Consider the following 24,595-nt stretch of genomic DNA (forward strand, 5'->3'; position numbering starts at 1 on the left):
AAGTATTACAAGATGTAAGCACAATTCGCTTGATAGAACATATAGCAGTAACTGTAAAACGAAAAGTGCTAAAGGATGTATGACCTGTTCAATAGCGCTAAAGCGCGATTATCAGCCTCGGCCAACGGCTTTTATATAGCCTAATACCCTTGCCAAAATATCTTAAATACCCGAATGAAATATGCATAAGCCTTCGCTTGTTCAGGATCGGTTCAAGAAAATGCAGGAATCTTCCTACTAAAATGTCGGACTTTCTGTCTTTCCCGTCGCTGAACGCCTACGTATAACGGCCTTCCTCTGGCGCAAGCCATCCGTTTAACCGAGGCTGCATCATGAAAAAACCAAGGCTTTTGGCCGCACTGTTATTGATCCAGACCGGCCAGGCTTTGGCCGAGGATGACTCACAGAAGGACAAGGGGTTCTGGTACGCACAGACCAGTGTCTATACCCGCCATTATTCGCCCGACCCCGAGCACAATAATCATCAGGACTTGATCGGCATCGAACGCAATCAGGCTTCCGGCTGGGTATTTGGCGGGGCAACTTTCCGCAATTCGTTCCGCCAGCGCTCGAACTATGCCTATGTCGGCAAACGCTATGACAGCAGCGAGTATCCGGTTTATCTGAAAGTCACCGGTGGGCTGTTGCAGGGTTATCGCGGTGATTACAAGGACAAGATCCCGTTGAATCGCTACGGCGTTGCACCGGTGATCATTCCGTCCATCGGTACTCACTACGGCCCATTGGCCGCCGAGTTGGTGTTTCTCGGCGCCAATGCGGCGATGGTGACAACCGGGGTGCGTTTCTAGGGGCGGGGACTCAGGCTCGGCTCAATTCACATGGCTCAATTCGCGCGGCTCGAGAGCGCAGCTCAATTCGCGCGGCTCAAGAGCGCGGCGCATAGGCAAACACGTCGGCGCGCATCTGGTGCGCATCCATGCCGGCTTCCACCAGCGCATCCAGCGTACCGTAGACCATCGCCGGCGAGCCGCTGGCGTAGACGTGCAGGGACTTCAGATCCGCGAAGTCCTCACATACCGCCTGATGCAACATCCCGCAGCGTCCTTCCCAACCGCACTGGTCGCTGACCACTTTGTGCAGGAACAGGTTAGGCAGCTTCAGCCATTCATCCCAGTGTTCGATTTCGTAGAAATCTTCCGGACGACGCACCCCCCAATACAAATGCACCGGGTGTTTGAAGCCGTTGGCGCGGCAGTGTTCGATCAGGCTGTGGATCTGGCCCATGCCGGTGCCGGCGGCAATCAGCACCAGCGGCCCGTCGGGCAATTCGGCGAGGTGCGTGTCGCCGAACGGCAGTTCGACGCGCACCAGCGGGTTGCGTTGCAGTTGCTCGATCAGGCTTAGCGCACTGGGCTCACGCGCCAGTACGTGGATTTCCAGATCACGTCCGCCATGCGGCGCCGAGGCCATGGAGAACGCCGACTTCTCGCCGCTCTCGCGCTCGATCATCAGGTACTGCCCGGCGTGATAGCGCGGCGGCTTGCCGGCCGGCGCCCGCAGGCGCACGCGCCAGGTGTCGCCGCCGACGTCCCGGCATTCGATGACCTGACACGACAGGCTGCGCACCGGCAGTTCTCCCAGCGCGAGCACGCCATCCCACAGCAGGATGCAGTCTTCCAGCGGCTCGGCTATGCAAGTGTAGAACTCGCCGTGGTCGTGCACCTTGCCGGCCTGCTCGACCCGACCTTCCACCAGCAGCGCGGCACACACGTGACAATTGCCGTTGCGACAGCTTTGCGGGCATTCGTAGCCCAGGCGCCGCGCACCATCGAGAATCCGCTCGCCGGGCCGTATCTCAAGCACCGCTCCGGAGGGCTGCAGGGTTACACGCATCAATCTATTCCTAACTGATTCCAGATGGCATCGATCCGCTGGGTAACGGCGTCGTCCTTGACGATCACGCGACCCCATTCGCGAGTGGTTTCGCCTGGCCACTTGTGGGTGGCATCCAGGCCCATTTTCGACCCCAGGCCGGAGACCGGCGAGGCAAAGTCGAGGTAGTCGATTGGCGTGTTGTCGATCATCACCGTGTCGCGCTTGGGGTCCATGCGCGTGGTAATGGCCCAGATCACGTCGTTCCAGTCGCGGGCGTTGATATCGTCGTCGGTGACGATAACGAACTTGGTGTACATGAACTGTCGCAAAAACGACCAGACACCGAGCATCACGCGCTTGGCATGCCCCGGATACGACTTCTTCATCGTCACGATGGCCATGCGGTACGAGCAGCCTTCGGGCGGCAGGTAGAAGTCGGTGATTTCCGGGAATTGCTTCTGCAGGATCGGCACGAACACTTCGTTCAGCGCCACACCGAGGATTGCCGGCTCATCCGGCGGACGGCCGGTGTAGGTGCTGTGGTAGATCGGTTTGATCCGGTGGGTGATGCGCTCGACAGTGAACACCGGGAAGCTGTCGACTTCGTTGTAGTAACCGGTGTGGTCGCCGTACGGGCCTTCGTCGGCCATCTCGCCCGGATGGATCACGCCTTCGAGGATGATCTCGGCAGTGGCCGGCACTTGCAGGTCGTTGCCGCGGCATTTGACCAGTTCGGTGCGGTTACCGCGCAGCAGGCCGGCGAAGGCGTACTCGGAGAGGCTGTCCGGCACTGGCGTCACGGCGCCAAGGATGGTCGCCGGGTCAGCGCCCAACGCGACAGACACCGGGAACGGCTGGCCCGGATGCTTCTCGCACCACTCGCGATAGTCCAGCGCACCGCCACGGTGGCTGAGCCAGCGCATGATCACCTTGTTACGGCCGATCACTTGCTGACGGTAGATGCCGAGGTTCTGGCGATCCTTGTTCGGACCTTTGGTGACGGTCAGGCCCCAGGTGATCAGCGGGCCGACGTCGCCGGGCCAGCAGGTCTGCACAGGCAGCATCGCCAGGTCAACGTCGTCGCCTTCGATGACCACTTCCTGACACACCGCATCTTTGACGACTTTGGGTGCCATCGAGATGATCTTGCGGAAGATCGGCAGTTTCGACCACGCATCCTTCAAGCCCTTCGGCGGCTCCGGCTCCTTGAGGAAGGCCAGCAGCTTGCCGATTTCGCGCAGCTCGCTGACCGACTCGGCGCCCATGCCCATGGCGACCCGCTCGGGGGTGCCGAACAGGTTGCCGAGCACCGGAATGTCGTAGCCGGTCGGCTTTTCGAACAACAGCGCCGGGCCCTTGGCCCGCAGTGTGCGGTCGCACACCTCGGTCATCTCCAGCACCGGCGAGACGGGAATCTGGATGCGTTTCAACTCTCCGCGCTGCTCAAGCTGCTGCACGAAATCCCGAAGATCCTTGAATTTCATTGACGATGGCACCCTCAAAATAGGCGTACATCCTACCTGCTATGCCGGCCTGTGGCAGCCTGTCGCTGCTTACTTGGCTGCATTCGTCTGCGCTTTGCCAAGGTTTTCCCGGGCTTGCAGGCCGATAAACAGCGGCTCGAGGATCGGTGCCACAAAGCGTGCACCGACTTCGGACAGGTGATTGTCATCGGTGTACAGCGAATAACCGCCCAGTTCGGCGTGGCACAGGCCCTTGTCATCACACAGGCGCGGCGCCGGATCGACCACCCGCACCGCCGGATCATCCTGCGCGAGCTGGGCGAACAGCTGACTGATGAATACCTGGCGCTTGTGGTGCGCCTCGACGTCCAGCCCGACTTCATCGACCGGACGATCGAGCATCGCCAGACGCGTCAGGCGATACGGCGGGCTGAAGGCTTGCAGCGGCGCCTCTTTCACCAGCCATACGCGATGCCCGGCGGCGCGTAATTGCGCCACCCGTGCCCGCAGACCTTCGGCCAGCCGCCGTTCGGCGTCGGCGCGATCATAGCGGCCGTCGGTCGTTCTCAGCACATGACCCAGATCGCCTTTGGCATCGCCGTACAGATACAGGCTCCACCGCGCGACCAGCACCACATCGCTGACCGACTGCGCCTTCAGCCCCTGCTCGACCCGCTTATTGAACCGCGCACACACACCGTCATGCTCCAGCCCATCGACCGGAATGCATCCCGGGGAACTGGCCAGGATCACGCTGACGCCGTGGGCCTTGGCACCGTCATCGAACACCGGGATCAGCGCGGTGGCGTGACTGTCGCCCCAGACCAGCGCGCGAGTCGGCAGATCCGTCACGCCGTAATGGCAGAACAGCTTGTCGTCCGGGGTCTTGTCGTCCGCCAGGCACGCCATCAACTCCGGCCGCCACTCGCGGCCCTTGGCGTATTGCAGTGCCTGCTCGGAAAGGCGCCATGGCAGGCCATCGGTCCAGCGCAAGGCTTGCCCGGCCAGACCAAGCACCAGAATGCCGCAGAAACCGGCCAGCAGCACCTGGCGACGCCCAGCGAGCAAACGCCGCTCGCGGAACGGGGTTTCGACGAATTTCCACGACAGATAACCGAGCACCAGCGTCAGCAGGATCAAACCGGCGGTGTCGAGCGCACCCGGCTCATCGACACTGGCGTAGCTGGAAAACACGAACACCGGCCAGTGCCACAGATACCAGGAATAGGAAATCAGGCCGAGGCCGACCATCACTCGGCTGCTCAATAATTGACCCACCAGGGTCTCGCGATGACCGTTGGCCAGAATCAGCAGCACTACGCCCAGCACCGGCAACAAGGCCGTGGCCCCCGGGAACGGCGTCGACTTGTCATAGACGAACACCGCCAGCAGGATCAGCCCCATGCCCAGGATGCTCAACGCTTGTGCAGCCAGCGGCTTCAAGCGCCAGGCGTGTTTCGGCGCAATCGCCAGCATCGCCCCGGCCAGCAACTCCCAGGCCCGCATCGGCAGCAGGAAGAAGGCTTTTTCCGGGTGATGATTGATCGCCCACACACTCAACCCGAACGACACCAGCAGTACGCCGAACAGCGCCAGCCGCCAGTGTTTCAGCCGACTCGAGAGCAGCGTCAGCAACAGCGGGAAGACAATGTAGAACTGTTCTTCCACCGCCAGCGACCAGGTGTGCAGCAGCGGTTTCAGGTCAGAGGCGACATCGAAGTAGCCGTCCTGGCGCATGAACAGAAGGTTCGAGACGAACGTCACCTGATAACGCACCGAGCGCCCCAGTTCCTCGTAATCCTTGGGTGCGAGCAGGAACCAGCCTACCGCCAGCACCGCGATGATCATCGCGAACAGCGCCGGCAGAATTCGCCGCGCACGCCGCGCCCAGAACTCGACGAAGCTGAAACGACCCGCCTGACGCTGGTTCCAGATGATCGACGTGATGAGGTAGCCGGAAATCACGAAGAACACGTCCACGCCGACAAATCCGCCGGTAAACCCCGGGACGCCAAAGTGGAACAGCACCACGGCGATCACTGCGACTGCGCGCAGGCCGTCGATATCCCTTCGATAAGCGAGTGTGCTCATAAATCTTTAATGCCAATCAGATGGTTGTTTTTTGTACAGCTTGAGCCTATGACTCGAAAAGGCTCACAAATGCTGCTGGTTATTTTGCCCAGTCACAGACCTTAACAGATCACGAACCTCCCATAATTCAGGCAAAAAAAATGGCACCCCGTGCGGGATGCCATTTTCGGGCACTGCCTGCGATGTTACTTACGCTTCATCGACAGGAAGAACTCGTCGTTGGTCTTGGTCGTTTTCAGCTTGTCGACCAGGAACTCGATGGCGGCAACTTCGTCCATCGGGTGCAGCAGCTTGCGCAGAATCCACATGCGCTGCAGTTCGTCGTCGGCGGTCAGCAACTCTTCGCGGCGGGTGCCGGAACGGTTGATGTTGATGGCCGGGAACACGCGCTTCTCGGCGATCTTGCGATCCAGAGGCAGTTCCATGTTGCCGGTACCCTTGAACTCTTCGTAGATCACTTCGTCCATCTTCGAACCGGTTTCAACCAGTGCGGTGGCGATAATGGTCAGCGAGCCGCCTTCTTCGATGTTGCGCGCAGCGCCGAAGAAACGCTTCGGTTTCTCCAGGGCGTGAGCATCGACACCACCGGTCAGGACCTTGCCGGAGCTCGGGATCACGGTGTTGTAGGCACGGGCCAGACGGGTGATGGAGTCGAGCAGGATCACCACGTCCTTCTTGTGTTCGACCAGGCGCTTGGCCTTCTCGATCACCATTTCGGCAACCTGCACGTGACGGGTCGGCGGCTCGTCGAAGGTCGAGGCAACCACTTCGCCGCGCACGGTGCGCTGCATTTCGGTAACTTCTTCCGGACGCTCGTCGATCAGCAGCACGATCAGGTGCACTTCAGGGTTGTTACGGGCGATGTTCGCGGCGATGTTCTGCAGCATGATCGTTTTACCGGCTTTGGGCGGTGCAACGATCAGACCACGCTGGCCTTTGCCGATCGGGGCGCACAGGTCGATCACACGACCGGTCAAGTCTTCAGTGGAACCGTTACCGGCTTCCATCTTCATGCGCACGGTCGGGAACAGCGGGGTCAGGTTCTCGAAGAGAATCTTGTTTTTCGCGTTCTCGGGACGATCGAAGTTGATCGTGTCGACCTTGAGCAGGGCGAAGTAACGCTCGCCTTCCTTTGGAGGGCGGATCTTGCCAACGATGGTGTCACCGGTGCGCAAGTTGAAACGACGGATCTGGCTCGGCGAGACGTAGATATCGTCCGGGCCGGCCAGGTAGGAAGCGTCAGCGGAGCGCAGGAAGCCGAAGCCGTCCTGGAGAATCTCCAGCACGCCATCACCGGAGATTTCCTCGCCGCTTTTCGCGTGCTTTTTCAGCAGGGAGAAAATCACGTCCTGCTTGCGCGAACGGGCCATATTTTCTATGCCCATCTGTTCGGCCAATTCGAGCAGTTCGGTAATCGGCTTTTGCTTGAGTTCAGTCAGATTCATATAGGAATGACGTAATCATTTATGGAGGGGGGGAAATTAAGCTTTTGGCTTAATGAGGCCGCGCCGCGGAGAAGGCGACAGGATCGCGAACTTGTTCGAAAAGGAGTGCGTCGGCGACGGCTAGCAGGGGGCAGTGGAGAAACCAGTGCGGGGCCGAATGTACCACCTGAGTTTCGGAGCGTCTAGCCCTGAATACGCAAAAAGCCCCGCAATTTGCGGGGCTTTTTCAGGGCACTTTACGGCGACGCTTAGATGTTGGCGTCGAGGAAAGCGGCCAGTTGCGACTTGGACAGGGCGCCGACTTTGGTCGCTTCAACGTTACCGTTCTTGAACAGCATCAACGTCGGGATACCACGCACGCCGTGCTTGGCCGGAGTTTCCTGGTTTTCGTCGATGTTCAGTTTGGCAACGGTCAGCTTGCCTTTGTAGGTCTCGGCAATCTCGTCCAGAACCGGAGCGATCATTTTGCAAGGGCCGCACCATTCAGCCCAGTAGTCGACCAGTACAGCGCCTTCGGCCTTGAGTACGTCGGCTTCGAAGCTGGCGTCGCTAACGTGTTTGATAAGATCGCTGCTCATGGAATTCTCCAGGTTGTAAGCAAAAAAACGTGGCCCATCATATCCGCCCTTCCCTTGTTCAGGAAGCCGCAGATGATTGAGTCTTGCTATGGCGCCCCATGAGTCTGGGTATAGCTCAACTCACGCGCTGGCGGGGGCGATAAAGGCGATGCCGGTGCGCAGTGCTGCGTTGCGCACGTGCTCCTGCATGGCTTTCTGGGCAGCGGCGGACGACCGGCGGGCCAGTGCGCGGAGAATCTTGCGGTGCTCCTGCCAGGTTTCCATCGCCCGTTCGGCGCGGATGAACGGTAGCTTCTGGCTTTCCAGAAAAATCTCGGCACTGGCGGTGAGGATGCTCAGCATCGCCTGATTGCCGCTGGCCAGCAGAATGCGCTGGTGGAATTCGAAGTCGAGCCTGGCTGCCGCCTCGAAGTCACCCGCCTTCAACTGCTCACGCATCGCCGCGACGTTGTCCTCCAGCGCATCCAGATCGAACGTGCTCAAGGTCACCGCCGCCAGCCCTGCCGCAAACCCTTCCAGGGCATAGCGCAGCTGAAAAATATCGAGCGGCGAGGCCTGCGCCGCAAACGGCCAGCCCGGAGCGCTATCACTGCGCGCCAACTCCACCGGCGCCTGCACGAACACGCCTTTGCCCGGCTGGATGCTGACCACGCCCAGTGCGCTGAGCGACGACAGCGCCTCACGCAATGACGCCCGACTGACGCCCAGTTGCAGCGCCAGATCCCGTTGCGATGGCAACGCCTCGCCCGGGCCGAAACCCTGTTCAGTGATCAGTTTGCGAATCGCTTGCAGCGCCACTTCAGGTACGGCGCGAGAGATCGAGTTCATGGTTGTTCAGACGAGCCAGGCCAAGGTGCGGCTAGTTGTAAAGCTATTCGCCGGATCCGGCAAGTCGTGCCCCAGCGGGGTTCGGCGCCTTGGCGCGATGCGCTATCGGGGTGCGAAAAACACCCTGACTGTTCAGACCAGTAAGACCGAACAAACCCAAGGAAACCGCGGCCCTCAGGGAACAGACCGGGCTGTTGGCATGGCCCGTGCTCTGTCCGATCGCAGAAATCACTTCCCGCCGATCCGGAGATTGTCCATGACCAAGCGTTACAGTGCCCTCCTCGCCACCCTGTTTGCCAGCCTGATGCTGAGCCAGGTGCCCGCCCACGCCGACGGTCTGGACGACGTGGTCAAACGCGGCACGCTGAAAGTTGCCGTGCCCCAGGACTTCCCGCCGTTCGGCTCGGTCGGCCCGGACATGAAGCCTCGCGGCCTGGACATCGACACGGCAAAACTGCTGGCCGACCAGTTGAAGGTCAAACTCGAACTGACCCCGGTCAACAGCACCAACCGCATCCCGTTCCTCACCACCGGCAAGGTCAACCTGGTGATCTCAAGCCTGGGCAAGAACCCCGAGCGCGAGAAAGTCATCGACTTCTCCCACGCCTACGCGCCGTTCTACCTCGCGGTGTTTGGCCCGCCTGATGCCGCAATCTCCACGCTCGACGACCTCAAGGGCAAAACCATCAGCGTCACCCGTGGCGCCATCGAAGACATCGAGCTGACCAAGGTCGCCCCGGAAGGCGTGACCATCAAGCGCTTCGAAGACAACAACTCGACCATCGCTGCCTACCTCGCTGGCCAGGTCAACCTGATCGCCAGCGGCAACGTGGTGATGGTCGCGATCAGCGAGAAAAACCCGAAACGCGTGCCGGCGCTGAAAGTGAAGCTCAAGGACTCTCCCGTCTACGTCGGCGTGAACAAAAACGAGCCGGCGCTGCTGGCCAAGGTCAATGACATCCTGACCACCGCCAAGGCTGACGGCGCGCTGGAAAAGAACTCGCAGACCTGGCTGAAAGAGCCGCTGCCGGCCGATCTCTGATCGACTGCGCGGGAGATTTTCATGGCTTATCAGTTCGATTTCTTGCCGGTGCTGGAAAACACCGACCTGCTGCTGCGTGGGGCGCTGTTTACCCTTGAGCTGACGGCCATCGGTGCGCTGCTCGGCGTTGGCGTGGGGATTGTCGGCGCGCTGGTGCGGGCGTGGAACATCCGCCCGTTCTCGGCGATCTTCGGCGTCTACGTCGAGTTGATCCGCAACACGCCATTTCTGGTGCAGTTGTTCTTCATCTTCTTCGGCCTGCCCTCGCTCGGGGTGCAGATTTCCGAGTGGCAGGCGGCAGTGCTGGCGATGGTGATCAACCTCGGTGCGTATTCGACCGAGATCATTCGCGCCGGCATTCAGGCGATCCCGCGTGGGCAATTGGAGGCCGCTGCCGCACTGGCGATGAGCCGTTTCGAAGCGTTCCGCCACGTGGTCCTGCTGCCGGCACTGGGCAAGGTCTGGCCGGCCCTGAGCAGCCAGATCATCATCGTCATGCTCGGTTCGGCGGTGTGCTCGCAGATCGCCACCGAGGAGTTGAGCTTCGCCGCCAACTTCATTCAGTCGCGCAACTTCCGCGCCTTTGAAACCTATGCGCTGACCACCCTGATCTATCTGTGCATGGCGCTGCTGATCCGCCAATTGCTGAACTGGGTCGGCCGCCGTTATATCGCAAGGAGCAGCCGATGAGCGACTTCACCTTCTGGGACATCCTGCGCAACCTGCTCACCGGTCTGCAGTGGACGCTGGCACTGTCGCTGGTGGCCTTCATCGGCGGCGGGATCGTCGGGTTGCTGATTCTGATCATGCGCATCTCGAAGAATCCCTTGCCGAGCAGCATCGCCCGCACCTGGATCGAGCTGTTCCAGGGCACGCCGCTGCTGATGCAGCTGTTTCTGGTGTTCTTCGGTGTGGCGCTGGCCGGGATCGAAATCTCGCCGTGGATGGCCGCGGCGATTGCCCTGACGCTGTTTACCAGCGCCTATCTGGCGGAGATCTGGCGCGGTTGCGTCGAAGCAATTCCCCATGGCCAATGGGAAGCCTCTTCAAGCCTGGCGCTGAACCCTCTGGAGCAATTGCGCTACGTGATTCTGCCGCAGGCGCTGCGCATCGCCGTGGCGCCGACCGTGGGTTTCTCGGTGCAAGTGGTCAAAGGCACAGCGGTGACCTCAATCATCGGCTTCACCGAGCTGACCAAAACCGGCGGCATGCTCGCCAATGCCACTTTCGAACCGTTCATGGTCTACGGCCTCGTCGCCCTCGGCTACTTCCTGCTCTGCTACCCCTTGTCGCTCAGTGCGCGCTACCTGGAAAGGAGACTGCATGCCTCTGCTTAGAATTTCCGCCCTGCATAAATACTACGGCGATCACCACGTGCTCAAAGGCATCGACCTGAGTGTCGAGGAAGGCCAGGTGGTGGCGATCATCGGCCGCAGCGGCTCGGGCAAATCGACCCTGCTGCGCACCCTCAACGGTCTGGAATCGATCAACGACGGAGTGATCGAAGTCGACGGCGAATACCTCGATGCCGCCCGCGCCGACCTGCGCAGCCTGCGGCAGAAAGTCGGCATGGTGTTCCAGCAGTTCAACTTGTTCCCGCACCTGACCGTGGGCGAAAACGTGATGCTCGCCCCGCAAGTGGTACAGAAAGTCCCCAAGGCCAAGGCTGCCGAACTGGCGCGTAAGATGCTCGAGCGCGTCGGTCTGGGGGAAAAATTCGATGCATTTCCGGATCGCCTCTCCGGCGGTCAGCAGCAGCGTGTAGCGATTGCCCGAGCCTTGGCGATGTCGCCGAAAGTGCTGCTATGCGACGAGATCACCTCGGCACTGGACCCGGAGCTGGTCAATGAAGTGCTGGCCGTGGTGCGCCAACTGGCCCGGGAAGGCATGACGCTGATCATGGTCACCCACGAAATGCGCTTCGCCCGGGAGGTCGGCGACAAACTGGTGTTCATGCACCATGGCAAGGTGCATGAGGTGGGGGATCCGAAGGTGTTGTTTGCCCATCCGCAGACGCCGGAGCTGGCGAATTTCATTGGTACCGTCGAAGCGACAGCCTGATGAGTTTGCAGGGTTCCCCTGCAACATAGAATCTCCCACATGGGAATGCGGTCACCTGTGGGAGCGGGCTTGCTCGCGAATGGCCGCGCCGCGGTCTCCAGCTTTTATGCGCAGGATCAAGGGTTTGAACCATGCGCGTTGGCGCCAGCGTTTGATCGTGGCACGATGTCGGGGTTATCGACCGAGACCCCCAGACCATGCCGCAATCCAAAGCCAAGAATCTGTCCCTGATCGCCGCAATCGACCTGGGCTCCAACAGCTTTCACATGGTCGTGGCCAAGGCCCAGAACGGTGAAATCCGTATTCTGGAGCGCCTCGGAGAGAAGGTTCAGCTCGCCGCCGGCATCGACGATGAGCGCCATCTCAACGAAGAATCCATGCAGCGCGGGCTCGATTGCCTCAAGCGCTTTGCCCAACTGATCAACGGTATGCCACTGGGCGCCGTGCGCATCGTTGGCACCAACGCCCTGCGTGAAGCGCGCAACCGTCTGGAGTTCATCCACCGCGCCGAAGAAATCCTCGGTCACCCGGTGGAGGTCATCTCCGGCCGTGAAGAGGCGCGCCTGATCTATCTGGGTGTCTCGCACACCCTGGCCGACACCCCGGGCAAGCGCCTGGTGGCTGATATCGGCGGCGGCAGTACCGAATTCATCATCGGGCAGCGTTTTGAACCGCTGCTGCGCGAAAGCCTGCAAATGGGCTGCGTCAGCTTCACCCAGCGTTACTTCAAGGACGGCAAGATCACCCCGGCGCGCTACGCCCAGGCTTACACCGCAGCGCGGCTGGAGATCATGAGCATCGAACACGCCCTGCACCGCCTGACCTGGGATGAAGCCATCGGCTCCTCGGGTACCATCCGCGCCATCGGCCTGGCGCTGAAGGCCGGTGGCCATGGCACCGGCGAAGTCAACGCCGAAGGCCTGGCGTGGCTCAAGCGTCGCCTGTTCAAGCTTGGCGATGTCGACAAGATCGATTTCGAAGGCATCAAGCCAGATCGTCGGGCGATTTTCCCCGCAGGCCTGGCAATTCTCGAAGCGATCTTCGACGCCCTCGAACTGCAACGCATGGATCACTGCGAAGGCGCGCTGCGTGAAGGCGTGCTCTACGACCTGCTCGGTCGCCATCATCACGAAGACGTGCGTGAACGCACCCTGACTTCGCTGATGGAGCGTTATCACGTCGACCTGGAACAAGCTGCACGGGTCGAGCGCAAGGCGCTGCACGCGTTCGATCAGGTCGCGGCCGACTGGGAGCTGGACGACGGTATCTGGCGCGAACTGCTGGGCTGGGCGGCGAAAGTCCACGAAGTCGGCCTCGACATCGCGCACTATCACTACCACAAGCACGGCGCCTATCTGATCGAGCACTCGGACCTCGCCGGGTTCTCCCGTGAAGACCAGCAGATGCTCGCGCTCTTGGTGCGTGGCCACCGCCGCAACATTCCCAAGGACAAGTTCGCCGAGTTCGGTGACGACGGCGACAAGCTGATCCGCCTGTGCGTGCTGCTGCGCTTTGCGATCCTGTTCCACCACATCCGTGGCACCCAGGCGATGCCGCAGGTGGTGCTGCATGCCAAGGGCAACAACCTTGACGTGGAATTCCCGGAGAACTGGCTGGATGAGAATCAGCTGACCCAAGCGGATTTCGGGCTTGAAGCCGAGTGGCTGACGCGGGTGGGGATTGTCCTCACTGTTCACTGAGTTAAATCTCAGGCACAAAAAAGGCGATCCGCAGGGATCGCCTTTTTTATTGGGCTTGAGCGTTCGGCTACAAGCCTTTGGTGTTTCTTGAATCCATCCCGGCCCTCTCCCAATGGGAGAGGGTTAGGGTGAGGGGCTTTTGGCTTTTAAGACCTCAGCTGCTCACCGGCAAAATCGGGCTACCCAACCGCTCCAGCAACGTCGCCTGCGCACTACGCGGGTTCTGGTTGCCGGTAGGCGTGTTGCGGATGTAACGGCCATCCGACTGCAGGCTCCAGCTGTGGGTGTTGTCGGTCAGGTACAACTCCAGCTCTTTCTTCACGCGGGTCAGCAGCTTTTTGCCTTCGACCGGGAAGCAAGTCTCGACGCGCTTGTCGAGGTTGCGCTCCATCCAGTCGGCACTGGAAAGGAACATCTGCTCCTCGCCACCGTTGAGGAAGTAGAACACCCGGGTGTGCTCGAGGAAGCGACCAATGATCGAGCGCACATGGATGTTGTGCGAAACCCCGGCAATCCCAGGACGCAGGCAGCACATGCCACGCACCACCAGATCGATGCGCACGCCCGACTGGCTGGCCTTGTACAGCGCGCGGATGATTTTCGGATCGGTCAGCGAGTTGAACTTGGCGATGATGTGCGCCGGTTTGCCGTCGAGGGCGAACTGGGTCTCGCGGGCAATCATGTCGAGCATGCCCTTCTTCAGGGTGAACGGCGCATGCAGCAGCTTCTTCATGCGCAGCGTCTTGCCCATGCCGATCAACTGGCTGAACAGTTTGCCGACGTCTTCGCACAACGCGTCGTCGGAAGTCAGCAGGCTGTAGTCGGTGTACAGACGGGCGTTGCCGGCGTGGTAGTTACCGGTACCGAGGTGCGCATACCGCACGATCTCGCCGGCCTCGCGACGCAGGATCAACATCATCTTGGCGTGGGTCTTGAAGCCAACCACGCCGTAGATCACCACCGCACCGGCCGCTTGCAGACGACTAGCCAGTTGCAGGTTGGACTCTTCGTCGAAACGTGCGCGCAACTCGATGACCGCCGTCACTTCCTTGCCGTTACGTGCGGCGTCCACCAGCGCGTCGACGATTTCCGAGTTGGCGCCAGAGCGGTACAGGGTCTGGCGCACGGCCAATACATGCGGGTCTTTCGCCGCCTGACGCAGCAGGTCGACCACTGGCGTGAACGACTCGAACGGGTGCAGCAGCAGGATGTCCTGCTTGCTGACGACGCTGAATATGTTCTCGCTGTTCTGCAGCAGTTTCGGGATCTGTGGGGTGAACGGCGTGTATTGCAGCTCCGGGTGGCTGTCCAGACCGGTGATGCTGAACAGACGCGTCAGGTTGACCGGACCGTTGACCTGATACAGCTCGGTCTCGCTCAGGTTGAACTGCTTGAGCAGGTAGTCCGACAGGTGTTTCGGGCAGGTGTCGGCAACTTCCAGACGCACGGCATCACCGTAGCGCCGCGAGAACAGCTCGCCACGCAGGGCGCGCGCAAGGTCTTCGACGTCTTCGGAGTCCAGCGCCAGGTCGGCGTTTCGGGTCAGACGGAACTGGTAGCAGCCCTTCACCTTCATGCCCTGGAACAGGTCATCGGCGTGGGCGTGAATCATCGACGACAGGAACACATAGTTGTCGCCCGGGCCGCCGACTTCTTCCGGAACCTTGATGATCCGTGGCAGCAGGCGCGGTGCGGGGATGATGGCCAGACCGGAATCGCGGCCGAAGGCGTCGATGCCCTCCAGCTCGACGATGAAGTTCAGGCTCTTGTTCACCAGCAACGGGAACGGGTGCGTCGGGTCGAGGCCGATCGGGGTGATGATCGGTGCGATCTCATCGCGGAAATAACGGCGCACCCAAGTCTTGAGTTTGGTCGTCCAGTTGCGGCGACGAATGAAGCGCACCTGGTGCTTTTCCAGCTCCGGCAACAGGATGTCGTTGAGGATCGCGTACTGGCGGTCAACGTGACCGTGCACCAGCTCGCTGATCCGCGCCAGCGCCTGATGCGGCTGCAGGCCGTCGGCACCGGCCTGTTCACGGGCGAAGGTGATCTGTTTCTTCAGGCCGGCGACGCGAATCTCGAAGAATTCGTCGAGGTTGCTGGAGAAGATCAGCAGGAACTTCAACCGCTCCAGCAACGGATAGGACTCGTCCAGCGCCTGTTCCAGCACGCGGATGTTGAATTGCAGTTGCGAGAGCTCGCGGTGGATGTACAGGCTGCTGTCATCCAGGCCGGGAATCGCGATCACCGGTGCCGCCGCTGCGGCCTCGGCAACCGGCGCGGGTGGCGCAGGCTCCAGTTCCGGCGGGGTTTCGGTGATTTGTTCCACCACCGGCTGAGCTTCTTTTACTGCAACTTCTGTGAGTCCTTCGGTATTCATCGAATGTTCCTGGGAGGGCTATTTCTGCTCTCGTAACAATTGAGCGGCACGGACAGCAAAGTAAGTCAGGATGCCATCAGCACCGGCACGTTTAAAGGCGGTCAGTGATTCGACAATCACCGCCTCGCTCAACCAGCCATTCTGGATCGCCGCCATGTGCATGGCGTATTCGCCGCTAACCTGATAGACGAAGGTCGGCACTTTGAAGGCATCTTTTACCCGCAAAAGAATGTCCAGGTACGGCATGCCGGGTTTGACCATGACCATGTCCGCGCCTTCAGACAAGTCCGCGCCGACTTCGTGCAGCGCTTCGTCGCTGTTGGCCGGGTCCATCTGATAAGAGGCTTTGTTGGCTTTGCCCAGGTTCGACGCCGAACCGACCGCATCGCGGAATGGACCGTAGTAGGCGCTGGCGTACTTGGCCGAGTAGGCCATGATCCGCACATTGACGTGACCGGCGATTTCCAGCGCTTCGCGAATCGCCTGAATGCGACCGTCCATCATGTCCGACGGTGCCACGACCTGAGCGCCGGCTTCGGCATGGGACAGTGCCTGTTTGACCAGTGCATCGACGGTGATGTCGTTCTGCACGTAGCCTTCTTCGTCGAGAATGCCGTCCTGACCGTGGGTGGTGAACGGGTCGAGCGCAACGTCGGTGATCACGCCGAGTTCAGGGAAGCGCTCACGCAGGGCACGGGTGGCGCGCTGGGCGATGCCTTCAGGGTTCCACGCCTGGGCGGCGTCGAGGGTTTTCAATTCGGGAGGAGTGACCGGGAACAGCGCCAGCGCCGGGATACCCAGATCGACCCATTTCGCCGCTTCTTCGAGCAGCAGATCGATGGTCAGGCGCTCGACACCGGGCATCGAGGCCACGGCTTCGCGACGGTTTTCACCGTCGAGCACGAACACCGGCAGGATCAGGTCATCGACCGTCAGCACGTTTTCCCGTACCAGCCGACGCGAAAAATCATCGCGACGATTGCGGCGCAAACGGGTGGCGGGGAACAAACGGTTGGCAGGGGTAAAGCTCACGGCAGACTCCTGAGCCCGCGCAAACGGGCGAGCGTGACAGTTATAGACGGGCATTATGACGAACAGATTACAGTTGTGCGTACCCCGTGACACGTAGCCGCATTCCATTGTTAGTGTAGGAATTGTTCACGTCGAGACACATTTGGACACTTTCATGAATGTGTCCGAAGGGTTAGGCTGCGCGTTCATTTCGCCAGCACCCAGACAATGCTCCAACAATTTCTGCATGACTTTGGCTACTTTGCCTTGTTCCTCGGCACGTTCTTCGAAGGCGAAACCATCCTGGTGCTCGCAGGCTTCCTCGCGTTCCGTGGATACATGGACATCAACCTGGTGGTGGTCGTGGCGTTCTTCGGCAGTTATGCCGGCGATCAGCTGTGGTACTTCCTGGGGCGCAAGCACGGGCGCAAATTGCTGGCGCGCAAACCGCGCTGGCAGATGATGGGCGACCGCGCGCTGGAACACATTCGCAAGCATCCGGACATCTGGGTCCTGAGCTTCCGCTTCGTTTATGGTTTGCGCACGGTGATGCCGGTGGCGATCGGCCTGTCGGGTTATCCGCCGGGACGTTATCTGCTGCTCAACGGCATTGGTGCGGCAATCTGGGCCACTGCCCTGGCAGCCGCCGCCTACCACTTCGGCGCAGTGCTTGAAGGCATGCTCGGCAGCATCAAGAAGTACGAACTGTGGGTCCTCGGCGCGCTGCTGGTACTGGGTGTCGGCCTGTGGCTTCGTCGCCGGTTCAAGAATGCGCGCCTGGCCAAGCAGGTTTACGCCGACGAGCAAGCCGCACACGCCGCGCGTCTGCATCAGGCAGAAGCAGCCAAACCCGCCGAACCTAAGACGCCAGCCGAGTAACACGCTGGCGACAGCCATACAGCCCGAGGCCGCTGAGCAAGCTGTAACCGAGCAAGCCAGCCCAGGCCAACGGGCTGGCCGGCCATAACCCGAGCAATGGCGCCAGCCACACCAGCGGTACGTTTGACCCCAGCCGCAGCAGTTCCACCTTCAACGCCCACGGGCGATTCTCAAGAGCCACGCCCAGCGCAAACAGACCCGATGCGACCGCGACCCAGCCGAGCACCAGCGCGGCGATCGGCAGCTGCGGCGCCTGCCCCATCAGGTAACTGCCCAACGCGATATAGACGCAGAACTGCAGCGCCACGTAGCCCTTTCGACGGCTGTCGAGCGGCACCTCGAACTTGCGAAAGCGGCGCAGATCCGGCTTGTTCAGCGGATACTTCAACGCGACATCCGCCGGGCGCCAGCCGGTGCGCATGAACCAGATCCGCAGTGTGTCCCAGCGGCTTTCGGCGCGGCGCGCGTCGTCCCACAACTGCGCATAGAACTGCACATTGGCCCACAGCGGATTCCAGCTCGCCAGCGGCGTGGTCACGCCGAAAATCACCGGTTCGTTGTCATCCTCTTCCTGAAACGTGCCGAACAGCCGATCCCAAAGAATGAACACCCCGCCGTAGTTGCGATCCATGTAGAGAGCGTTCTGTGCATGGTGGGCCCGATGATTGGATGGCGTGACGAAGAACCACTCGAACCAGCCGAGCTTGGGAATGTGCCGGGTGTGGACCCAGAACTGATACAGCAGATTCATCGCCGCGACGCTGACGAACACCAGCAGCGGCACGCCGAGCACCGCCATCGGCAAGTAGAAGATCCAGCCCAGCAGGAACCCGGTACTGGTCTGGCGCAACGCCGTGGAGAGGTTGTACTCCTCGCTCTGGTGATGCACCGAGTGTGCCGCCCAGAGGATGTTGCGCTCATGACCCAGGCGGTGCAGCCAGTAATAGCAGAAGTCATAGAACACAAAGGCAAACACCCAGACCCAGACACTGTCCGCCGGCAGCCTGAGCAGCGCCAGGTGTTCCAGAGCAAACGCATAGGTCACCAGCCCCAGACCCTTGGTCAGCAGCCCGGTGGTCGTCGACAACACCCCGGCGCTGAGGCTGTTCACCGAGTCGGCGAGGCGATAGTGGCGCACTCCGCGCCAGCGGTCGGCGAGCAGTTCGGCGGCGATCAGCACGAAGAAAAACGGCACTGCATACAGAATGAAGTCCATGGCGCGCCCCGGTCGGATTCTATGGACAGATCCTAGGTGTAGCCGCCCAATCACCCTATGGCAACGCGCGACAAATTAGTGGACATTTAGCGCCATGAATCTGGAGAGAAACCCATGAGCAAAAAAGTTGCAGTGATCCTGTCCGGCAGCGGCGTGTACGACGGCGCCGAGATCCACGAGAGCGTCATCACCCTGCTGCGCCTGGATCAACGCGGCGCGCAGGTGCAGTGCTTCGCCCCGAACATTGCGCAATTGCATGTGATCAATCACCTGACCGGCGAAGAAATGCCCGAGACGCGCAACGTCCTGGTGGAATCGGCGCGCATTGCCCGCGGCAATATCAAGGACATCCGCGAAGCCAACGTCGACGACTTCGACGCGCTGATCGTGCCGGGCGGTTTCGGTGCGGCGAAAAACCTCTCGAACTTCGCCGTCGAAGGCGCCGGTTGCAGCGTGCAGCCGCAGGTGCTGGAACTGGCCGAAGCGTTTGCCGAAGCGGGTAAACCGGTAGGCCTGATGTGCATCTCACCGGCGCTGGCGGCGAAGATCTACGGCCCTGGCGTGACCTGCACCGTCGGCAACGATGCCGACACCGCGACGGCGATGAACAAGATGGGGGCCACCCACGAAGACTGCGCGGTGAGCGACATCATCGAAGACAAGGCACGCAAACTGGTGACCACCCCGGCTTACATGCTGGCGCAGAACATCAGTGAGGCGGCTTCGGGGATCAACAAACTGGTCGACCGCGTTCTGGAATTGACCCACGAAAAAGATGCCTGATCTCTGACGGCATGCAGAACAAATGTGGGAGCGGGCTTGCTCGCGAAAGCGGTGCGTCATGCAAATCAATGTTGTCTGATACGACGCCTTCGCGAGCAAGCCCGCTCCCACAAGGGATCTGTGTAATGTTCAGGGTTTGCGGGTGAGCCGGGTGAGGATGCGATCCAGCGCATTGGCAAAGGCCTGCTTCTCGCGCTCGCCGAAAGGCGCCGGGCCGCCACTGATCTGGCCCTGTTCGCGCAGGTCGGTGAACAGATTGCGCACCGCCAGCCGCTCGCCCATGTTCTGTGCGTCGAACTCCTTGCCGCGCGGGTCCAGCGCCGCCACGCCTTTCTTCACCAGACGATCGGCCAGCGGAATATCGCTGCAGATCACCAGTTCACCGGGCACTGCGTGCTCCACCAGATAATCGTCCGCCGCATCCGGGCCGCTCGGCACCACGATCAGTTTGACGATCGCCAGCCCCGGTTTGATCTGCGGCTGCCCCGCCACCAGCACCACTTCGAACTTGCGCTTGAGGGCGAACTTCACCACCAGATCCTTCGCTGCCCGGGGGCAGGCGTCGGCATCGATCCATACACGCATTTTTTCTTGCCTCCAAAAAACAATTCGCGAGCGGGCTCGCTCCCACAGGTTACGCGCAACTCCTGTGGGAGCGAGCCTGCTCGCGAATGTGAGCGCGCCGAATGCTCTTAAGCAGTCACGCGCTTTTTCTCGGCCATCCGACTACGCCCGTACAACACGACAATCGCCACAATCGCCACCGCTTGCGCCGTCAGCGAATAGGCATCGGCATGAATCCCCAGCCAGTCGAAGTCAAAGAACGCCACCGGCCGCGTGCCGAAGATCCCGGCTTCCTGCAACGCTTTCACGCCATGGCCGGCGAACACCACCGACAACGCACACAGCAGCCCGGCGTTGATACTGAAGAACAGCGCCAGCGGCAACTTCGCCGAGCCGCGCAGGATCACCCAGGCCAGACCGACCAGCAGCACCAGCGCCGTGGCACCACCGGCCAGCACCGCGTCATGCCCGGCCGGACCTGCCTGCAGCCACAGGGTTTCGTAGAACAGGATCACTTCGAACAGCTCGCGATACACCGAGAAAAACGCGAGGATCGCGAAACCGAAACGCCCGCCACCGCCCACCAGACTTTGCTTGATGTAGTCTTGCCAGGCCGCCGCGTGGCGCCGGTCGTGCATCCACACCCCGAGCCACAGCACCATGACACTGGCGAACAGCGCCGTCGCGCCTTCGAGCAATTCACGCTGCGACCCGCTGACGTCGATCACGCACGCCGCCAGCGCCCAGGTGCCGAGACCGGCCAATAGCGCAAGACCCCAACCGATGTTGACGCTGCGTACCGCCGACTGCTGACCGGTGTTACGCAGAAAGGCGAGGATCGCCGCCAACACCAGAATCGCTTCCAGACCTTCGCGCAACAGGATCAGCAGCCCGGAAATGAAGCTCAGCGACCAGCTCAGGCCATCGCTGCCGAGCAGTTCGGCAGACGCTTTCAGTTTTTCCTTTGCCGCATCCAGACGCTGCTCGGCCTGCGCCACTGGCAGACCGTCCTGCAGCGATTGACGGTAGGCCATCAGCGACTTTTCAGTGTCCTTGCGCACGTTGGCGTCAACGTTGTCCAGCGAGCTTTCGACCAGTTCAAAGCCTTCCAGATAAGCCGCCACCGCCAGGTCATAGGCCTGATCACGATCACCGGCGCGGTACGCGGCCAGGCTCTTGTCCAGCGTGGCAGCGGTGTAATCGAGCAACTGCGCCGGGCCACGCTTGACCTGCGGCGGCTGCGCGCGCTGGGCGCGGAAGGTCGCGGCGGCTTGTGGACCTTCGGCGGCCTGCACTTCGGCCGGGGTCTGGCGGGCCAGATCGGCGATGTTGTAGGTCTTGTCGGACCTGGCCGCTGCCGGGTCGGCACTGAAGCCGGCGATGTAGGTCGCCAGGTCCCAGCGCTGACGGTCATCCAGTTGATCGGCAAACGCCGGCATGTCGGTGCCTTCGACACCCTGGCCGAGGGTGCTGTAGATCGCGTACAGACTCAGGTGGTCCATCCGTGCGGCAGCGCGCAGGTTGGCCGGCGCCGGGTTCATGCCGAGGCCCGCCGGACCATCGCCAACACCTGCGTCGCCATGACAGACCGAGCAGTTCTGCGCATAGAGCGGCGCGCCCCGGGTCGGATCCGGCGTGATGATCGGTGCCTGGCTGACTTCATACGCCACCGCCAGCTTCGCGCCCAGTTGCCGGGCCTGCCGGGCGACTTCAGCGCCGTCCTGCTTCGCGCTGATGGCGACGCGCAAAGCCTCGACGCCCTGCTCCAGTGCGGCCTTCTCTGGCTTGGCCGGCATGCCGGCGATCAAACCTTGCAGCACCTGGGTGAATTCCAGTTGTTCGCGGTACTCGCCGTCGTCGACGACCTTGCCCGCCGCGACCGTCGGCGGGTAGTCGGCGCTGATGTAATCGAGCAGGTGCAGCGCCTGCGGGGCGCCTTCCACGGTGTCGGCCAGCAGGTTGAAACTGCTCAGGGCAAACAAAGGGAACACCAGCCAGGCCAGGAATCGGGACGAGGCAGTCATGAATGAGTCTCAAATGGAAATGCGAAGTTACATATTGTTCACTTCGAAGGCCTTTCCCTCAAGCTTTGTCGACGACTCGTGGCGTTTTAGCGCAGCGCTGCGGGGGTGTTGCGGTAATGCTCGCGCATGAACTCGACGAAAACCTGCACCTTCAGCGCGACATGCCGGGCATGCGGATAGAGCGCGTAATAGTGGCGCTGACCGAGGCTGCAATGGGGCAGGATGTGCACCAGCCGGCCACTGAGCAGATCGTCCTGCACCGTGGCGCGGGTGAACGCGGCAATGCCGACCCCGGCGAGCGCGGCGGCGTGCAACGAGCTGATCGAGTCGGCCTTGAACCGGCCTTGCGCACGCACGCCGCTGGTAACCCCGCGCGCGTCAGTCAGCACCCAGTCGCTGGCACCGGCGAACGCCAGCAACTGCTGCCCGGCGAGCTCGCGCACCTGACGCACCAGACCGTGGCGGGCAACGTAGGCCGGCGACGCCACCAGCAGCATGTCCGAGACGGTCAGCAGGCGCGCCACCAGTGACGAGTCGGCCAATGGCCCGCAGATGCGCAGCGCCACGTCGAAGCCCTCGGCAATCAGATCGACGAAACGATCATCGCAGGACAGCTCCACGTCGATGTCGGGATAGCGCTGTTGAAACGCTGGCAGCCAGCTCGCCAGTTCCAGCGTACCGATCACCATCGGCGCGCTGATGCGCAACACACCGCTGGGGCTTTCATGGGCCTGCCCCACCGCCAGCGCGGCTTGATCGAGGCGTTCGAGGATGTCCACGCACGCGGCGTAATACTGCTGCCCCGCCGTGGTCAGGTTGAAACGCCGGGTGTTGCGGTTGATCAGGCGCGTGCCGAGTTCATTTTCCAGCTGCTGCAACTGCCGGGAAATAGTCGAGTGCGTGGTGTCGAGCCGCTCGGCGGCGGCGCTGAAGCCGCGACATTCGACGATGCAACGAAATGCGCGCATGGCTTGCAGTTGATTCATTAAAGTCCCGCAATTCGTTTATGCGTCAGGCCAGCAAGGCTAGCTCAATCCCGTGCGCCATCCCACCGGCAAGTCCGTTGAGCGCCACACATGAGCGGTGCAATGGGCCGCCAAAACGGACGGATCACTTAGCCACTATCGCCACCTATAATGCGCCACTTCATTGCATTTCCCGTCCAAGGATGACCCCTCCTCATGCGCCATCGCTTGCTCCTGCCCCTGTTGATCACCGCCGTTGTCCAACTGAGCGGCTGCGCGGCGTATCGCAATTACGATCTGGAACTGCAACAGACCACCGATCAGTTCAAGGCCGGCAACATCGACGGCGCTCTGTCCGTGATCGAAGCGCACAACCCGGACCCGGAAAAAGACCTGCTCTACTATTTCGAAAAGGGCGCCGTCCTCAGTGCCGGCGGAGAGCTCGCGCAGAGCCAGACAACCTGGCGCAGCGCCGAGCAGATGATCATCGAGCGTCAGGACACGATCGAAACCACTGGCGACAAGTTGCTCGCCGCGATGGGCAATCACTGGGGCAGCATCATCAACGACAAGCTGCGCCGCTACGATGGCTACGACTATGAAAAGGTCATGCTGACCACGCAAATGGCCCTTAATCAGTTAGCGCAAAATGACTTCGATGGCGCCCGCGCCGACATCAGGAAAACTCATGAACGCGAAGCGCTGATAGCCCGGCAACGGGAGCTGGAATACGAAAAAATCGAGGAAACCGCCAAGGTCCAGGGCGCACGCGTGCATTACAAGGATTTGCAGGGTTATCCGGTGGTGATGCTCGAATCGCCTGCGGTGATTGCCCTGAAAAACGGTTACCAAAGTGCGTTCAGTCACTATCTCGCCGGCTTCACGTATGAAGCACTGGGTGAAAAGGACCTCGCCGCGCCCGGCTATCGGCAAGCCATTGAATTGCGCCCGGACATGGCGTTTTTCCAACAGGCATTGCGTGACCTCGACAGCCCCGGGCTCAAGGCCGACGAAAGCGATGTGCTGATCATTGTGCAAAGTGGCCTGGCGCCCGCCCGCAGTTCGGTACGCGTGCCTTACCCGGTGAAACTGGCGGACGGGCAAGTCATCGTCGCCAACATCTCGTTTCCGGTGATGGTGCCGGACACCTCAACCCCGCCGATCAGTCAGGTCAGTATCGATGGTCGACAAAAACAGCTGATCGCGGTCAACAGCATCACCGACATGTCCTTGCGCACGCTGCGCGACGACATGCCCGGGATTATCCAGCGCACGACCTACCGGGCATTTCTTGCAGCGGACGTGCAAGGCACGGACAACCGACGTAACCCGAGCAAAGCGTCCTACGTGACCCACTGGGACGGTTTCGAGCAGGCGGACACCCGCACGTGGCGCACCCTGCCCAACCTGACGCAGGTTGTGCGCCTGCGCCTGAAAAAGGGCGAACATCTGATTAGCCTGCCGAATGCGGGTGCACCGCTGAAAATCCGTATCGACCAGAACCGTCAGATGATCGGTCTGCGTGTGCTGGGCGAGCGGATTTACGCGAATGGCAGCGCTTTTCAGGCCATCCCTGCGCTGGAAACCCGCGTATCCGGCCTGAAATAAGTAATGGCACCAAACTAACAAGTGCGATTAAAAAGCTATTACATGGCCAGCATCGCCTGCTTATAATGCCGCGCCCGCGCTATCGCGATGCGGCATAAAAGCTCCTCTGGTTATGAGGAAT

The 24,595-nt window shown here is 61.1% G+C and carries 21 protein-coding genes; 9 read left to right on the forward strand and 12 right to left on the reverse strand.

Features of this window, described 5'->3' with window-relative positions:
• Positions 1-332: 332 nt before the first annotated feature.
• On the forward strand, positions 333-809 hold the full coding sequence (locus AC0J41_RS25270) for a sn-glycerol-3-phosphate transporter (RefSeq protein ID WP_473013880.1): 477 nt from the start codon (positions 333-335) through the stop codon (positions 807-809).
• A 76-nt stretch (positions 810-885) separates the two neighbouring features.
• Here AC0J41_RS25270 and AC0J41_RS25275 read toward each other — a convergent pair whose 3' ends face one another.
• The 6 genes from AC0J41_RS25275 to AC0J41_RS25300 all read right to left on the reverse strand — a co-directional run bounded on the left by AC0J41_RS25275 (position 886) and on the right by AC0J41_RS25300 (position 8,241).
• Positions 886-1,854: a CDP-6-deoxy-delta-3,4-glucoseen reductase gene (locus AC0J41_RS25275; protein WP_025113288.1), complete on the reverse strand. Its 969-nt coding sequence runs from the start codon at positions 1,852-1,854 to the stop codon at positions 886-888.
• The gene (gene ubiD, locus AC0J41_RS25280; RefSeq protein ID WP_008048693.1) at positions 1,854-3,320 is read right to left on the reverse strand and encodes a 4-hydroxy-3-polyprenylbenzoate decarboxylase; all 1,467 of its coding nucleotides are present in this window, start codon (positions 3,318-3,320) and stop codon (positions 1,854-1,856) included. Before ubiD ends, AC0J41_RS25275 begins: the two co-directional genes overlap by 1 nt.
• Positions 3,321-3,389: 69 nt before the next feature.
• Positions 3,390-5,390, reverse strand: a complete 2,001-nt coding sequence (locus AC0J41_RS25285; RefSeq protein ID WP_473013881.1) for an acyltransferase family protein — start codon at positions 5,388-5,390, stop codon at positions 3,390-3,392.
• Between the two features lie 185 nt (positions 5,391-5,575).
• Positions 5,576-6,835, reverse strand: coding sequence for a transcription termination factor Rho (gene rho / locus AC0J41_RS25290; protein ID WP_003229334.1), 1,260 nt, complete (start codon positions 6,833-6,835; stop codon positions 5,576-5,578).
• Positions 6,836-7,083: 248 nt separating this feature from the next.
• Positions 7,084-7,413 (reverse strand): thioredoxin TrxA, encoded by a 330-nt coding sequence (gene trxA / locus AC0J41_RS25295; RefSeq protein WP_003206727.1) that lies wholly within the window; start codon positions 7,411-7,413, stop codon positions 7,084-7,086.
• Positions 7,414-7,533: 120 nt separating this feature from the next.
• On the reverse strand, positions 7,534-8,241 hold the full coding sequence (locus tag AC0J41_RS25300; protein ID WP_473013882.1) for a FadR/GntR family transcriptional regulator: 708 nt from the start codon (positions 8,239-8,241) through the stop codon (positions 7,534-7,536).
• Positions 8,242-8,497: 256 nt separating this feature from the next.
• On the opposite strand from AC0J41_RS25300, the gene AC0J41_RS25305 reads away from it, so the two are divergent.
• The 5 genes from AC0J41_RS25305 to ppx all read left to right on the forward strand — a co-directional run bounded on the left by AC0J41_RS25305 (position 8,498) and on the right by ppx (position 13,044).
• Positions 8,498-9,283: a transporter substrate-binding domain-containing protein gene (locus tag AC0J41_RS25305; RefSeq protein WP_473013883.1), complete on the forward strand. Its 786-nt coding sequence runs from the start codon at positions 8,498-8,500 to the stop codon at positions 9,281-9,283.
• Positions 9,284-9,304: 21 nt separating this feature from the next.
• Positions 9,305-9,973: an amino acid ABC transporter permease gene (locus AC0J41_RS25310; RefSeq protein WP_473013884.1), complete on the forward strand. Its 669-nt coding sequence runs from the start codon at positions 9,305-9,307 to the stop codon at positions 9,971-9,973.
• The gene (locus AC0J41_RS25315; protein WP_025113283.1) at positions 9,970-10,620 is read left to right on the forward strand and encodes an amino acid ABC transporter permease; all 651 of its coding nucleotides are present in this window, start codon (positions 9,970-9,972) and stop codon (positions 10,618-10,620) included. Before AC0J41_RS25310 ends, AC0J41_RS25315 begins: the two co-directional genes overlap by 4 nt.
• Positions 10,607-11,344 (forward strand): amino acid ABC transporter ATP-binding protein, encoded by a 738-nt coding sequence (locus AC0J41_RS25320; protein ID WP_025113282.1) that lies wholly within the window; start codon positions 10,607-10,609, stop codon positions 11,342-11,344. The genes AC0J41_RS25315 and AC0J41_RS25320 overlap by 14 nt, the downstream gene beginning before the upstream one ends.
• Positions 11,345-11,541: 197 nt before the next feature.
• The gene (ppx, locus tag AC0J41_RS25325) at positions 11,542-13,044 is read left to right on the forward strand and encodes an exopolyphosphatase (RefSeq protein WP_025113281.1); all 1,503 of its coding nucleotides are present in this window, start codon (positions 11,542-11,544) and stop codon (positions 13,042-13,044) included.
• A gap of 154 nt (positions 13,045-13,198) precedes the next feature.
• On the opposite strand, the gene ppk1 is transcribed toward ppx, so the two are convergent.
• Positions 13,199-15,424, reverse strand: coding sequence for a polyphosphate kinase 1 (gene ppk1 / locus AC0J41_RS25330; protein ID WP_025113280.1), 2,226 nt, complete (start codon positions 15,422-15,424; stop codon positions 13,199-13,201).
• A gap of 18 nt (positions 15,425-15,442) precedes the next feature.
• A complete protein-coding gene (hemB, locus tag AC0J41_RS25335) occupies positions 15,443-16,456 on the reverse strand; it encodes a porphobilinogen synthase (RefSeq protein ID WP_025113279.1) in 1,014 nt (337 codons plus the stop codon).
• Positions 16,457-16,663: 207 nt separating this feature from the next.
• On the opposite strand from hemB, the gene AC0J41_RS25340 reads away from it, so the two are divergent.
• A complete protein-coding gene (locus AC0J41_RS25340; protein ID WP_025113278.1) occupies positions 16,664-17,314 on the forward strand; it encodes a DedA family protein in 651 nt (216 codons plus the stop codon).
• Here the strand turns inward: AC0J41_RS25340 and AC0J41_RS25345 are convergent.
• Complete coding sequence (locus AC0J41_RS25345; protein ID WP_473013885.1) at positions 17,295-18,530, reverse strand: sterol desaturase family protein; 1,236 nt, start codon at positions 18,528-18,530, stop codon at positions 17,295-17,297. The two genes, AC0J41_RS25340 and AC0J41_RS25345, sit on opposite strands and share 20 nt — an antisense overlap.
• Before the next feature lie 114 nt (positions 18,531-18,644).
• Between AC0J41_RS25345 and elbB the strand changes: the two genes are divergently transcribed.
• Complete coding sequence (elbB, locus tag AC0J41_RS25350; protein WP_473013886.1) at positions 18,645-19,313, forward strand: isoprenoid biosynthesis glyoxalase ElbB; 669 nt, start codon at positions 18,645-18,647, stop codon at positions 19,311-19,313.
• Between the two features lie 129 nt (positions 19,314-19,442).
• Here the strand turns inward: elbB and AC0J41_RS25355 are convergent, their stop codons facing one another.
• The 3 genes from AC0J41_RS25355 to AC0J41_RS25365 form a co-directional block, all read right to left on the reverse strand.
• Positions 19,443-19,898, reverse strand: coding sequence for a YaiI/YqxD family protein (locus AC0J41_RS25355; RefSeq protein ID WP_025113275.1), 456 nt, complete (start codon positions 19,896-19,898; stop codon positions 19,443-19,445).
• Positions 19,899-20,005: 107 nt separating this feature from the next.
• Positions 20,006-21,901 (reverse strand): FTR1 family protein, encoded by a 1,896-nt coding sequence (locus AC0J41_RS25360; protein ID WP_473013887.1) that lies wholly within the window; start codon positions 21,899-21,901, stop codon positions 20,006-20,008.
• 86 nt (positions 21,902-21,987) lie between these two features.
• Complete coding sequence (locus AC0J41_RS25365) at positions 21,988-22,887, reverse strand: LysR family transcriptional regulator (protein WP_473013888.1); 900 nt, start codon at positions 22,885-22,887, stop codon at positions 21,988-21,990.
• A gap of 195 nt (positions 22,888-23,082) precedes the next feature.
• Here AC0J41_RS25365 and AC0J41_RS25370 point away from each other — a divergent pair, with 195 nt between their 5' ends.
• The gene (locus AC0J41_RS25370) at positions 23,083-24,474 is read left to right on the forward strand and encodes a COG3014 family protein (protein ID WP_473013889.1); all 1,392 of its coding nucleotides are present in this window, start codon (positions 23,083-23,085) and stop codon (positions 24,472-24,474) included.
• Positions 24,475-24,595 lie beyond the last annotated feature (121 nt).

It is taken from the genome of Pseudomonas sp. Arb-4-2C, from assembly GCF_055755015.1.